Origin of the sequence: Nocardioides exalbidus (assembly GCF_900105585.1) — a bacterium.
Taxonomy (GTDB): Bacteria; Actinomycetota; Actinomycetes; order Propionibacteriales; family Nocardioidaceae; genus Nocardioides; species Nocardioides exalbidus.
Map to the genome: position 1 here is coordinate 1,654,947 of NZ_FNRT01000002.1, position 12,545 is coordinate 1,667,491.

At 72.6% G+C, this 12,545-nt stretch carries 12 protein-coding genes; 9 read left to right on the plus strand and 3 right to left on the minus strand.

Annotated elements, in window-relative coordinates:
- Positions 1–57 precede the first annotated feature (57 nt).
- Both BLV76_RS08265 and BLV76_RS08270 read right to left on the minus strand, forming a co-directional pair.
- Positions 58–1,599 carry a hypothetical protein gene (locus BLV76_RS08265; protein WP_090968699.1) on the minus strand — a complete coding sequence of 514 codons (1,542 nt, stop codon included), beginning with the start codon at positions 1,597–1,599 and terminating at the stop codon, positions 58–60.
- Between the two features lie 44 nt (positions 1,600–1,643).
- Complete coding sequence (locus BLV76_RS08270) at positions 1,644–2,324, minus strand: pirin family protein (protein ID WP_090968700.1); 681 nt, start codon at positions 2,322–2,324, stop codon at positions 1,644–1,646.
- 18 nt (positions 2,325–2,342) lie between these two features.
- On the opposite strand from BLV76_RS08270, the gene BLV76_RS08275 reads away from it, so the two are divergent.
- Positions 2,343–3,692, plus strand: a complete 1,350-nt coding sequence (locus BLV76_RS08275; RefSeq protein WP_175539609.1) for a GH1 family beta-glucosidase — start codon at positions 2,343–2,345, stop codon at positions 3,690–3,692.
- Between the two features lie 104 nt (positions 3,693–3,796).
- Here the strand turns inward: BLV76_RS08275 and BLV76_RS08280 are convergent, their stop codons facing one another.
- The gene (locus BLV76_RS08280; protein WP_175539610.1) at positions 3,797–4,096 is read right to left on the minus strand and encodes a GIY-YIG nuclease family protein; all 300 of its coding nucleotides are present in this window, start codon (positions 4,094–4,096) and stop codon (positions 3,797–3,799) included.
- 129 nt (positions 4,097–4,225) lie between these two features.
- Here BLV76_RS08280 and BLV76_RS08285 point away from each other — a divergent pair, with 129 nt between their 5' ends.
- From BLV76_RS08285 to BLV76_RS08320, 8 genes are all read left to right on the plus strand, one after another.
- Positions 4,226–4,732 (plus strand): hypothetical protein, encoded by a 507-nt coding sequence (locus BLV76_RS08285; RefSeq protein ID WP_090968702.1) that lies wholly within the window; start codon positions 4,226–4,228, stop codon positions 4,730–4,732.
- A 90-nt stretch (positions 4,733–4,822) separates the two neighbouring features.
- Positions 4,823–5,815: a hypothetical protein gene (locus BLV76_RS08290; protein ID WP_090968703.1), complete on the plus strand. Its 993-nt coding sequence runs from the start codon at positions 4,823–4,825 to the stop codon at positions 5,813–5,815.
- Entirely contained in the window at positions 5,812–6,555 is a 744-nt protein-coding gene (locus BLV76_RS08295) for a hypothetical protein (RefSeq protein WP_139306526.1), read from the plus strand. The genes BLV76_RS08290 and BLV76_RS08295 overlap by 4 nt, the downstream gene beginning before the upstream one ends.
- Complete coding sequence (locus tag BLV76_RS08300) at positions 6,555–6,959, plus strand: hypothetical protein (protein WP_090968705.1); 405 nt, start codon at positions 6,555–6,557, stop codon at positions 6,957–6,959. The genes BLV76_RS08295 and BLV76_RS08300 overlap by 1 nt, the downstream gene beginning before the upstream one ends.
- Positions 6,960–6,981: 22 nt before the next feature.
- The gene (locus BLV76_RS08305) at positions 6,982–8,034 is read left to right on the plus strand and encodes a sulfotransferase family protein (RefSeq protein WP_090968706.1); all 1,053 of its coding nucleotides are present in this window, start codon (positions 6,982–6,984) and stop codon (positions 8,032–8,034) included.
- Complete coding sequence (locus BLV76_RS08310; RefSeq protein ID WP_090968707.1) at positions 8,034–8,972, plus strand: glycosyltransferase family 2 protein; 939 nt, start codon at positions 8,034–8,036, stop codon at positions 8,970–8,972. The genes BLV76_RS08305 and BLV76_RS08310 overlap by 1 nt, the downstream gene beginning before the upstream one ends.
- Positions 8,969–10,735, plus strand: coding sequence for a glycosyltransferase family A protein (locus BLV76_RS08315; protein ID WP_090968708.1), 1,767 nt, complete (start codon positions 8,969–8,971; stop codon positions 10,733–10,735). Before BLV76_RS08310 ends, BLV76_RS08315 begins: the two co-directional genes overlap by 4 nt.
- 3 nt (positions 10,736–10,738) lie before the next feature.
- Entirely contained in the window at positions 10,739–12,301 is a 1,563-nt protein-coding gene (locus BLV76_RS08320) for a glycosyltransferase family A protein (protein ID WP_090968709.1), read from the plus strand.
- Positions 12,302–12,545: the final 244 nt, after the last annotated feature.

Genomic DNA, 12,545 nt, shown 5'->3' on the forward strand with positions numbered 1-12,545 from the left:
AGGTCTCGGGACCTTGGTCTCGACACGGCCCGGCGGCCCTTCCCGACCGGACCCTGGTCAGTAGTCGCGGCGTACGTCCCAGCGGCCGTCGCGTCGGACGAACCTCAGTCCGAGCGTCCGGCCTCCACCGCTGAGCTGGAAGTCGGCCCCCGACAACCCGCCGGAGAAGACCCCGCGACAGGTTCCCCGGTGTGGCAGGTCGAGTCGCCGCAGCGTCCGCCACCCGTCGGACGTCGACCGCTGCAGGAGTGCTGGCCACCCCGCGCTGCCGCGCGTGGCGGTGACCCGCAGCACCGAGCGGCGACCGATCGGGTGGACCACGTCGCACCGTCCGGCAACGCCGACAGGAAGGGTGGCCGCGCCCTTGTGGGAGAGCACCACGGTGCGCCTGCGCCCGGGCACCGCCACGAGGTCGGCCCGCGCGTCGAGCCCGACCAGCTGGGCGCGCAGGGGCAGGGCCTGCCAGGTGGCACCGTCGGAGGAGGTGACCAGGCGGCGGTCTCCGCCGCGGCAGCGCAGCGCCAGTGCGAAGAAGCCGACGCGTGGGGTGGCGTCGTCCTCGAACGCGCAGCGCGTGCCGCCCGCGCGGGACAGGAACGACAGAGGGGGTCGCCACGTCTGGCTCGCCGGTTCGTAGAGCTGGACGCCGAGGTCGTCACCCCGGTTGGCGACGACCGCCAGGGGCCGGCCCGGGGCGTCGAGGAGCAGGGGCGCGAAGTCCGGGCGGAAGTCGTCGACCAGCAGACCGGGCGCCGCCAGCGGTGCCACCGCGGTCACCGCCCAGGCCGACGACTCGTCGACCCGTGTCAGCCGCGTCACGCTCCAGCGGTCGGCGGTGTCGCCCAGCAGCACCGTGCGGGAGTCCGCGCTGGTGGCGAAGTCGTCGCACACCCGCGCGTCCTGGACGACCTGGCGCGCCGGCGCGCCGGCAACGGGATAGGCGTCGAAGGTCACCGTGCAGTCCGCCGAGCTCGACCAGGCGAGGGTGACGGTGCCGTCGTCCGAGACGACCGGCGCCTGGGCGTCCTCGAACTCGCCGGTCGACTGCGACGCCTCGTGCTGCGTGAAGGCTCCACCGGTCCAGGTCAGGTAGTCGCGCCCTCGTGACCATGCTGCCCAGGTGCCCGACGGCGAGATGGCCGGGTCGCGCCAGGCGTAGCCCGGCAGTCGTTGCGCGGACCAGTGCACGCCGTCGGCGCTCGCGGCGGCGTACGGCTTGCCCTCGTCCGGCTCGACCAGCGCCGGTCCGCACTCGAACGTCACGGCGATCCCGTTTCCGGCGCCGCGCGCGACGACGTTCCAGCAGCGCAGGTCCGCCTCGCGGAAGACCGTGGTGCGAGCACCCCACGACCCGGTCTGGACGTCGAACCGACGGCCCTGGATCTCCCGGCCGCCGCGGGATCGGGTGACCTCGTAGCGGTCGCCGTCGCCGAGCCGCACGACCTGGCCGTGGGGCACGGCCCGCGGCAGCCCGGCCAGGGGCGAGGGCGGGTGCGGGGGCACGTCGGGACTGCCCGTCGCGACGCTCGCGCTCGCGGCCGCAGGGAGGAGGGCCAGGGCAACGACCCCGGCGACGAGTCGAGCCCGGGACGACGACATCTCGGCAGCATAGGCCTCCGGGGGTGCGCCCGCCGTCGGCGTGCTCAGGCGAAGGACCAGACCAGCAGGTCGGTCTCCTCCGACGCCGTGACCACCCTGCCCGGCTCGCCCTCGAGGCGTACGGCGTCGCCCTCCCGCAGCTCGCGGTCACCGAGCTGCACCGCACCGGTGGCGGCGAAGACGTGCTGGCGCGGGTCCTCGGGCAACGCGACGACATCGCCGGGCGCGAGCCGGGCGACGAGCAGGCGGGCGCCGGTCGTGCCGATCGGGAGGCCACCACCTCCGACCACCTCGACCAGCCCGGTGGCCGGCTGCGGCGCCTCGCCCAGGACGTACGCCGGCTCCCTCCCCGGTGCCGACGGTGCGAGCCAGGCCTGGACGAACCGGCACCGGCCCGACCGCGGGTCGGCGACCTCGCTGTGCCGGATGCCCGAGCCGGCCGACAGCACCTGCGCCCGGCCGGCCTCGACGACGTGCCGGTGACCGGTCGAGTCGGTGTGCACGAGGGCGCCCTCGAGGACCCAGGTGACGATCTCCAGCTCCGAGTGCGGGTGGTCGGGATAGCCCCCGCCCGCGGCCAGGAGGTCGTCGTTGTGGCAGACCAGGGGACCGAAGCCGAGGTTGGCCGGGTCGTAGTGCGGTCCGAACGAGAACGAGTGCCGCGTGACCCGTCCCACCTCTGTGGAGGAGGACCTGTCCGAACCGGCGTACACGGCCATGCCCATGCCGATATCTTCGCCGATGTGGCACCACCGCATGACTTCCCCCTGCTCCCGCCCGGATTCCGGTTCGGGACCAGCACCGCGAGCTACCAGGTCGAGGGTGCCGCGACGGAGGACGGCCGTGGGCCGAGCATCTGGGACACCTTCACCGCCGAGCCCGGTCGCGTCGTCGACGGCAGCACCGGCGCCGTCGCCTGCGACCACTACCACCGGGTCGACGAGGACGTCGCGCTGATGAAGGAGCTCGGCACGGGTGGCTACCGCTTCTCGATCGCCTGGCCGCGCATCCAGCCCGACGGCCGCGGGCCGGCCAACCCGAAGGGGCTGGCGTTCTACGACCGGCTCGTCGACACGCTCCTGGCCAACGGCCAGCAGCCGATGGTCACGCTCTACCACTGGGACCTGCCGCAGGCGCTCGAGGACGACGGCGGCTGGCTCAACCGCGACACCGTCGAGCGCTTCGCCGACTACGCGGCCATCGTCGGCGAGAAGCTGGTGGACCGGGTCGAGCACTGGATCCCGGTCAACGAGCCCAACGTCGCCTCGATCCTCGGCTACGGCATGGGCACCCACGCGCCCGGCAAGGCGATGCTCTTCGACTGCCTCGCCGCCGCCCACCACCTGCTGATGGCCCATGGCCGCGCGGCGATCGAGCTGCGGAGGGTCGGCGCCGAGTCGATCGGCTGCGCCAACAACCACGCCCCGATCTGGCCGGCCAGCGACGACGACGCCGACGTCGGGATCAGCAAGATCTTCGACGCCCTGTGGAACGGGATGTTCCTCGAGCCGATGCTGCTCGGGCGCTACCCGGTCGACCTGATGCCGCTCTTCGAGGACGTCATGCAGGACGGCGACCTCGCCACGATCCGCCAGCCGCTCGACTTCTACGGCGTGAACTACTACAACCCGATGAAGATCGCCGCGGCCGACGAGGAGTCCGACATCCCGTTCGACTTCCGCGAGGTCGTCGGCTACCCGACGACCGACTTCGGCTGGCCGATCGTCCCCGACGCGCTGCGCGAGTGGCTGGTCATGTTCCGCGCCCGCTTCCGCGCCGCCCTGCCGCCGATGATGATCACCGAGTCGGGCTGCAGCTACAACGTCGGACCCGACGAGCACGGCGTCGTCGACGACCAGGCCCGCATCGACTACCTCCGCGCCCACGTCAACGCCGTCTCCGAGGCGATCACCCGCGGCGTCGACGTCCGCGGCTACTACACCTGGTCGCTCATGGACAACTTCGAGTGGGCCGAGGGCTACACCCAGCGCTTCGGCCTCGTCCACGTCGACTACGAGACCCTCGAGCGGACGAAGAAGAAGTCGTTCCAGTGGTACGCCGACCTGATCAGGGCCCAGCCCCAGCACCTGTAGGCGCTGGTCCGCCGCTGGTCCCCCGCTGGTTGAGCAGCGAGCGCCAACGACCCGCCTGCCGCTGGTTGAGCAGCGAGCGCCAGCGAGCGTGTCGAAACCAAGGCTCACCCGGCGCCTCGAGGCCGCCGCCAGTGGCCCATCGCGAGCTCCGGCAGGTCGTCGTACCGACCCTCGATGAGCGCCAACCGCTTGTCGCGGCGCCACCCCTGCACCTGCTTCTCGAACGCGAACGCCTCGTCGATGCGATCGCACTCACCCGCCCAGGCGAGCCGCACAGGTCGCCTGCGTCTCGTGTACTCCGCGCCGAGTCCCTCGTTGTGCTCCCCCAGCCGACGTTCGAGGTTCCAGGTGCTGCCGACGTAGAAGCTGCCGTCCGAGCACTCGAGGATGTAGGTCCAGGGCATCACGTCAGTCGATCGGATCACGGCGCTGGACGACAGGGGGTGTCGACGATCTGTGGATGACCTTGGTTTCGACACGGGCGCTAGGGCGCCCTGCTCAACCAGCGGGGTGGCTTTGGCAGACTGCCGGGCATGGCCGCCGACCGTCCCGTCCCCGACCGCCCCGTCCCGGACCGCCCGAGCGAGGGGTTCTCCTCGGAGGGGGCGAAGGACAGCTACGGGATGACGTGGGTGGCGCTGGCGCTGCTGGTGCTCATGATCGCGATCTGCTCGTGGCGCCTCTACGACTTCTGGGACAGCCGGCAGGCGCCGGCGGGGGCGCAGGAGGCCACGGTGCTCGGGTTCGAGGAGCTCGGCCGGAGCCGGCCGGGTGACGGCTCGCCGGAGTACGCCTCGATCCACTTCCAGCTCGCCGACGGCTCCGACGCCTCCGCGATCTACCAGCTGCGCCGCCTCGGCGAGGCCGAGAAGGGCGACACGATCACCGTCTACGAGTCCGGCGGCGAGTGGCGTACGACGTCGGAGAAGGCGTGGGGGAGCACGCTCGGGTGGGGCATCGGGCTGGTGCTCCTGCTCGTGATGGTCGTCGGCTGGTTCCGGGTGCGCTCACGTGTGAAGCGGGGCAGAAGTCCCTTCTAGCAAGGGCGGAGCGCGTTTGCGGACCGGGCCGCGGGGTAGGAGTCGGGTCGACGGCACGAGACCAGACGAGACCGGACGAGGACGGCGACAGTGAGCTTCCAGGTGGACCCCGACGCGCTGACAGCGGCGTCGAAACTCGCGTCCAAGCAGCACGAGCACATCGGCACGATCGACGGCTACATCAGCGCCTCGTGCAGCAACTTCGGCGCCTTCTCCGGCGTCCTCTCCCTCTTCCTCGGCAGCTACGAGTCGGCGGTGAGCACCGCCCACGACGGCCTCCGCGACTCCCAGGCCGTGGCCGACAAGGTGCGCGACGCGTTCATCGGCTCGCGCGACGACTACCTCGCCACCGACGAGGCGACCTACGACCGCTTCCGCGCCCTCTCGTCGGACCCGTCGAGCTTCCCGCCCTACGACCCGGCGGGCAGCGGCAACGACACCCCCGGCGGCCCGCTCTCCAACGCCCCGGCCGACGGCACGAAGCTGCCCGACCTCGAGGACAAGTCGCCCGGCCTCACCGATGTCGGGAAGAAGGGCCTCGACCAGGTCAAGCCCGGCAACGACGTCGACAAGCCGCCGGCGTGGATGGACCCGAAGAAGGCCGCCGAGGACGCGATCAAGGACGGCATCGAGCGCCGCACCGACGAGTACCAGTACTACCGCTCGCTCGGCTACTCCGACGAGGAGGCGCTGGAGTTCGCCAAGACCGACAACGCCGACGGTCGCGCCGACACGATCAACCACGACCGGATCAACCGCAACGCGGAGACCGCCTACAACACCGAGTACGACCGCCAGATCGCCGCCGGTGCCAGCGAGGAGGACGCCCGCGAGCGCGCCAACGACGCCTACGCCGACTCCCGGTCGACCGACTCGGCCGACCACGACCGGCGCCGCGACATCGGCAGCACGGCGAGCACCTACAACGACCTCTACAACGAGGCCAACAAGACCGTCGACGGCGTCAAGGACCTCGTCGACAACGTCAACGAGATCAACGACAACGCCGACGACCTCGACGAGTACGACGACTACGAGTCGCAGGACGAGGACGAGAGCGCACAGGAGTGGGCACGGTCATGACGATCACCGAAGCGGTCAACCCGACCTCCGCCGTCTCGGGCGGCACGCCGCCGGGCACCCAGGGCCAGTACATCGAGGACAAGAAGGGCGAGTGCGGCCTGATCATCCCGGCGATCGACAGCATCGTCGACAAGATCACCGGCTGGAGCCTGCTCGAGGCGCTCTTCAAGCCCGTCGCCGGCGACTTCAACGCCGTGTCGTCCATGCAGCTCGCCTGGGGCAACGTCGGCAACGCCTGCGGCGCCGTCGGCCAGAACTACACCTCGCTGGCCGGCCAGCTGCCCGGCGTGTGGCAGGGCCCGGCCGGCACCTCGGCCACGTCGCGGATGGGCGACGTCGGCGAGATGCACGCCGACCAGCAGGAGGCCTCCGGCTACATCGCCGAGCAGCTCGGCCACGTGATCGAGGTCGGCAAGGCCACCCTCGACGTGCTGGTCATCGCCATCGACTTCATCGACGGCGTCATCCAGGAGCTGATCATCTCCGGGCTCGCCGGGCCCATCGGCTGGCTGAAGGCGGGTGTGTCGGCCCCGGGCAAGGCGCGCCGCATCGTCGAGCTGATCCACGACGGCCTCCGGGCGATCGAGAAGCTCACCAAGGCTGCCGAGGCGCTGCTCAAGGTGCTGCGCTACGTCAACGCCGGTCTGGGCGGCGCCAACACGCTGCTGTCCGCGTTCAGCACCGCCCAGCACGCCGACGCGGGCAACCGCACCGACAACTCAGCCACGCAGGGGTTCTGATGGCACTCTCCGACAATCCCGCGCTGCAGGCCGCGCTCGCCGAGTCGCGCCAGCAGGCCGCGGAGGCCACGGCCTCCCTGCGCCAGATGGCCGCCCACCTCAGCGCGGAGCGCGACAAGTTCAAGGCCGAGTCGGCCCGCCGGATCGAGGAGCTGCAGCGCGAGGCCCGCCGCGGCGACCTCGGTCCCGACCAGGAGCGGCTGCAGCGTCGCGTCGACGCCGGCGAGACCTCGTGGCGCGACATCGCGAGCGGTGCCGACGAGCACCCGAGCGCCGAGGCGGCCCGGGCGGGCCTCAGCCACAACCTGACCGAGCTCCGCGAGGAGCTCGAGCTCGACGACGCCTTCCTCGAGGCCGACGAGGCCGCCCGGGAGCAGCAGCGACGGGCGATGCCCGAGCACTGACGCGCGCCGATAGGCTCGGGTCATGAGTGAGCGGCGGATCGTGTACGTCGTCGGCTCGGGCCGCTCCGGCACGAGCACGATGGCCGGGACGCTGCGCACCCTGGGCCTGCACGTGCCGCAGCCGGAGGTGGTCGCCGACGCGACCAACCCGAAGGGCTTCGGCGAGCCGCGCTGGGTCGTCGACCTCCACGCCGAGCTCCTCGCGCGCAGCAACGTCCAGGTCTCCGACGCCCGCCCGCGGGCGTGGCTCGACACCGGCACCACCAGCGGCGACCACGCGGTGCGCGAGCGCGTGACGGCGTGGCTCGAGGAGCAGTTCGCCGTCGCCGACGAGCTCGTCATCAAGGACCCCCGCGCCGCCTGGTTCCTCGGCCTCTGGCGCGCGGGCGCCGACCGCTGCGGCGCCACGTCGTCCTACGTCACCATGCTCCGGCCCGTGACTGAGGTGGTCGGCTCCAAGCAGACCTACTACGGCCAGATGGGCGCCGGGTCCGACCAGGGCGCCGTCACCCGGACGGCCGCCTGGATCAACATGATGCTCCACACCGAGCGCGCGACGCGGGGCCAGCAGCGGGCATTCGTCCGCTACGGCGACCTCCTCGACGACTGGACCCAGCCGGTGTTCGCTCTCGGCGAGGCGTTCGACCTGGCCGGGGTGAAGACGGCGATGGCGGTCGACATCGCCGAGGTGCACCGGTTCATCGACCCCTCGCTGCGGCGCGTGACGATGACGTGGGACGACATCGGTGTCCCGGCCCGGCTGCGCGAGCTCGCCGACGAGACCTGGCAGGTGCTCGACGCCCTCGCCGCCGACGACACCGCGGAGCTCCAGGAGACCTGCGACCAGCTGCGCGCGGCCTACGCGGAGCAGTACGCCGACGCCGAGGCGTTCGCCCACTCGACGGTCGTCGCCCAGCGGCGCACGGCGGCCGCGGAGGCACGTCGCGAGGCCGGCGAGCAGTCGCCCGGCGGTCGCAGCGGCGCCGACCGGGTGCCCCACGCGGTGCGTGCGATGGTGCCGCCGGCCGCGCGCCAGAAGCTGCGCAGGGCGATGGGCCGGGAGCGGCCTGCCTGATGCCCGACATCGCCTCGCTCGAGGGGGAGCCCGGCTTCGACGTCACCTGGCCCTGGACCAGTGGTGAGCCGCTGACGCCGGGGCTGACGTGCGTCTTCCGGGTGCGCAACGAGGCGCGCAACCTGCCGTGGGTGCTGCCGCCGATCTTCTCCGCGGTCCAGCACGTGCTGCTGGTCGACAACGGCTCGGACGACGGCACCGCCGACGTCGCGCGGAAGGTCGCCGAGGAGTGCGGCGCCGCCGACCGGCTGACGGTCCTCGACTACCCCCACCGGGTCGCCCGTGCCGGCGGCGAGCACCTCGCGACGCCGGCGACGAGCGTCCACTCGCTGACGCACTTCTACAACTGGTGCTTCTCGCACGTGCGCACGACCTACTCGATGAAGTGGGACGGCGACATGGTGCTCACGCCCGAGGGCGCGGGCATCCTGCGCGACCTGTCGTGGCAGCTCCAGTCGACCCGCGCGATCGTCGCGATGCCCCGCCACCCGCTGACCGTCGTCGACGAGTCCACCGGCTGGCTCGACCTGTCGCTGCGCTTCCTCGAGCCGTGGGTCTACCCGATGGGACCCGACTTCACCTTCGTGAAGGCCTTCGACTGGGAGCTGCGCGAGTTCCCCCCTGGTGTGGAGCGGATCGTCCTCCAGCAGGGCCTGGTCCTCGAGGTGAAGTGGCTCGACGCGGACGAGTACGCCCACTGGCGCCGCGACGGCGTCGACTTCACCAACACCCGGCTCTACCGCAAGCTGCGCGAGTTCGAGGTCGACGAGGCGATCCGCAACGGCGACCCCGAGGCCCTCGGCGGGCTCGTGAAGGTGACCGCGCCCGCGGGCGTGCACGTCATCGACCACGTCAGCCGCGACTGGCTCTGGCGCCAGCCCCGACCGCTCGTGCAGCACTCGCTGCCCGCCTCGCTGAAGGAGCGCGTGCGACCGTGACGCATCCCCTGCACGACGTCCGCATGCCCGGCCCGACGCTGGTGCTCGTCGACGACGCCGACCGTCTGGCGATCGAGGCGCTGCACGGCATCGAGGACGTGCCCGGCCTCGAGCCCACGATCGTCACGCTGTCCTCGCTCGACGGACCGCGCAAGGGCTGGGGGTCCGTGCTCGTCGTGGCCGCCGACCGCGCGCGGCTGCGGCGGATGGCGAGCGCCGTACCCCTCCTCGGGCAGTGCAAGGTCGTCGCCTGCTGGCTCACCGACGCGCCCGTCCCGTGGGTCCTCGTGCCGCGCCCGGAGTGGCCGCGGCTGACCCACCTCGCCGCCCGCGAGGCCGGCAACCGCGGTGTGCTGACGGTCGCCCGCTTCGCCTCGGGCGCCCGTGCCCAGCTCGTCGTGATGGAGATGGCGCGCCAGGTCGCCGGGCCGGGCGACACCACGCACGGCGGACTCGTCGTGGCCTACGCCGGCCGCCCCGCCGCCCCCGGCCTCGACTCCCGGTCGGTGCTGGTGCCCGCGGTCGCCGACGCCGGTGAGTCCGAGCGCGACGTGCCGCCGGACGTCGTCGTGGCCCGTCGCGGGGGAGAGGTCGCCGACCACCACGTCATCGACCGCGCGCCCACCGTCGTCACCGACCCGGGACCCGAGCCGGTCGACGAGCGGGTCTACAACCCGATCGGCTTCCGCAAGGACTGGGACCACCCGGTGGTCGAGCTGTCCCGGATCAGCCGCGGGCCGGTCACCGAGGACGTCGTGGCCGCTGCCCGCGCGTTCCAGGGGGTCCGGCTCACCGCCGACACGCCCACCGCCGACCTGCTCGCGCTCGCGATGTCGGGGGTGCCGGTCGTGACCGAGGGTGTCCTCGACGTCGCACCCGCGGTGGCCGCCGCCCTCGACGCCGAGGTCGACCTCGACGACCCGCTGCGGCGCGAGGAGCACAGCCTCGCCGTCCGCCGCGCCACCTTCGACCACCACTCGACGCTGGCCTGGCGGTCCGCGCTCGCCGACCGGTCCGGCGCCCGCCACGTCGGGCTTCCGCCGGTCAGCGCGCTGCTCGCGACCCGTCGTCCCGAGATGCTCGACTTCGCGCTCCGGCAGGTCGCCCGCCAGCGCGGCGCCGACGTCGAGCTGGTGCTGGCCGCGCACGGCTTCGAGCCCGACCGCGACGTCGTACGACGCGCCCTCGGCGACCGCCCGCACCAGGTGCTGACCTTCGACGGATCGACGTTCTTCGGCGACGTCCTCACCGCGGCCTCGCGGGCCGCGTCGAGCGAGGTGCTGCTGAAGGTCGACGACGACGACTGGTACGCCCCCGACGCCGTGCACGACCTGCTCATGGCGCGCCGCTTCTCGGGCGCCGACGTGGTCGGGATGCCGTCGGAGTTCGTCTTCCTCCACGGCAACGACGGCCGCGACCCGCTCACCGTGCGCCGCAAGCACCCCTCCGAGGTCTTCGCGCGCTTCATCGCCGGCGGCACGATCCTCATCGATCGCGGGCTGCTGCGCTCGCTCGGCGACTTCCGGCGGGTGCGGCGGTTCGTCGACGCGCAGCTGCTCGCCGGCGTCGAGGCGGCGGGCGGCCGGATCTACCGCACCCACGGCCTCGGCTACATCCTGCGGCGCACCGGTGACGGACACACCTGGGTCCGTGACGACGAGGAGTTCCGCCGACCTGACATCGTGGCCTCGGAGTGGCCCGGCTTCCAGCCGAGCCTGGCGCTGGAGGTCGACGAGGTCGACCGTCCTGACGGGGGTGGGTAGGACATGGCTCGGCAGCCCGTGGTGCGCGCCAACGACTGGGGATCGCTCACGCCCGCGACCCTCGGCGCCTGGGAGCCGACGAAGTCGGTGACCGTCGTGGTCCCGACGTTCAACTACCAGCGCACGCTGCCCTACGTCCTCGCCGGCCTCGCCGCGCAGTCGTACCCCTCCCACCTGCTCGAGGTCCTCGTCGTCGACGACCAGAGCTCGCCCGCGCAGGAGCTGCCGGAGGTGCGGCCCGACAACACCCGGATCATCCGGGTCGAGGACGGCTGGGGCCGCGCCAACGCGTGCCACCTCGGCGCGCTCGCGGCCGAGGGCGAGATCCTGCACTGGTACGACGCCGACATGCTCGCGCACCGCGAGGAGGTCGAGGCGCACGCCCGGTGGCACCACCTCGTCGACTACGCCGTCCCCGGCGGCCACAAGCTCTTCGTCGACCCGACCTCGCTCCTCGGGTCCGACCCGGCGTCCGTGCGCGACCGCATCGCCGCCGGCGAGGCCGCCGACCTCTTCCCGGGCGAGGAGCACGAGCCGCACCAGTGGGTCGAGGACTACTGGGCCAAGACCGACGACCTGCGCACCGCCGGGCCGCGCGCGCAGCGCTTCCACATCGGCATGACCGGCTCGGTCACCAAGGACCTCTACCTCGACTCCGACGGCTTCGACGTCACGCTCCGCCTCGGCGAGGACATGCACCTCGGCCACTCGCTCGCACAGGCCGGCGGTGTCTTCGTCGTCGACCGCGAGGCCCGCAGCTGGCACCTCGGCCGCTCGCAGGTGCTGCGTCGCGCCGAGCAGGTCAACCGCTACAACGACCCCTACCTCGCCGACCTCGTGCCGACGATGCGGCCCAAGCGCAACAAGCGCGGCCGCGCCTACCAGGTGCCCTACCTCGAGGTCGTGCTCACCACCGGGCCCGCCGACGAGACGATCCGTGTCGTCGACGCGCTGCTCGACGGCGACGTCCCCGACCTGCGGGTGACGATCGTCGGGCCGTGGGGCGAGGTCCACGAGGACCGCGTCCAGCCCGTCGAGGACCCGGTCCTCGAGACCCGCCTGGTGCACCGCTCCTACCTCCACGAGCCGCGCGTGCGGCTGGTCGAGTCGGCCCCGGACGGCTCGGACGCCGAGTTCGTCCTGACGCTGCCCGACGTCTCGCTCGCCCCGCTCCCCGCCGCCGTGGCCGCCCTGCTCGACGACCTCGAGCGCACCCACCACGGCGCCCGCCTGCTGTCGTACGACTCGGGTGCCGTCGCGCGCCTCGAGCGGACCGCCGCCCGCGCGCGGGTCGGCCGTCTGTCCGACGGCGGTGACGACCACGACGCGCTCCTCGACGAGTCGTTCGGCGTGAAGACCTACGACGCGACGTCCGTCGGCTTCGTGCCGGTGGCCGACCGCGAGGTCGAGCGCTTCATCCTCCCCGCCCGCCCCCCGATGGACCCCGACAAGTCGGAGACCAAGCTGCGGCGCACGCTCGAGAAGGCCACCGGCGAGGTCCGGACCCCGCCCGCCCAGGCGCCCGCCGAGGAGCAGAAGCGCGGCCTCTTCGGCCGCAAGAAGTAGGCCGAAGATTCCCTGAGGGGGTTTCGTCCGCGGCGCGCCCGCCCCGCTGGTTGAGCAGGGCGCTCTGGCGCCCGTGTCGAAACCAAGGGCCGTGGGTCCGGTCACCCGTGACCATGGATCACGGTGCTTGTTTGGCGCCTCCGCTTCGCTTCGGCGCGTGTCCGCGGCGCTGGAGGCCCGCTCGTGCGTCCTCGTTGCCGCGCCCTTCCCCCGCTCCGCTCCTCCAGGACGCAGCCCTCGTCCT

Bases quoted from the DNA above. Each gene is read 5' to 3' on its own strand.
- BLV76_RS08265 (WP_090968699.1), bottom strand. From the start codon at position 1,599: ATGTCGTCGTCCCGGGCTCGACTCGTCGCCGGGGTCGTTGCCCTGGCC.
- BLV76_RS08270 (WP_090968700.1), bottom strand. From the start codon at position 2,324: ATGGGCATGGCCGTGTACGCCGGTTCGGACAGGTCCTCCTCCACAGAG.
- BLV76_RS08280 (WP_175539610.1), bottom strand. From the start codon at position 4,096: ATGCCCTGGACCTACATCCTCGAGTGCTCGGACGGCAGCTTCTACGTC.
- BLV76_RS08285 (WP_090968702.1), top strand. From the start codon at position 4,226: ATGGCCGCCGACCGTCCCGTCCCCGACCGCCCCGTCCCGGACCGCCCG.
- BLV76_RS08295 (WP_139306526.1), top strand. From the start codon at position 5,812: ATGACGATCACCGAAGCGGTCAACCCGACCTCCGCCGTCTCGGGCGGC.
- BLV76_RS08300 (WP_090968705.1), top strand. From the start codon at position 6,555: ATGGCACTCTCCGACAATCCCGCGCTGCAGGCCGCGCTCGCCGAGTCG.
- BLV76_RS08305 (WP_090968706.1), top strand. From the start codon at position 6,982: ATGAGTGAGCGGCGGATCGTGTACGTCGTCGGCTCGGGCCGCTCCGGC.
- BLV76_RS08310 (WP_090968707.1), top strand. From the start codon at position 8,034: ATGCCCGACATCGCCTCGCTCGAGGGGGAGCCCGGCTTCGACGTCACC.
- BLV76_RS08320 (WP_090968709.1), top strand. From the start codon at position 10,739: ATGGCTCGGCAGCCCGTGGTGCGCGCCAACGACTGGGGATCGCTCACG.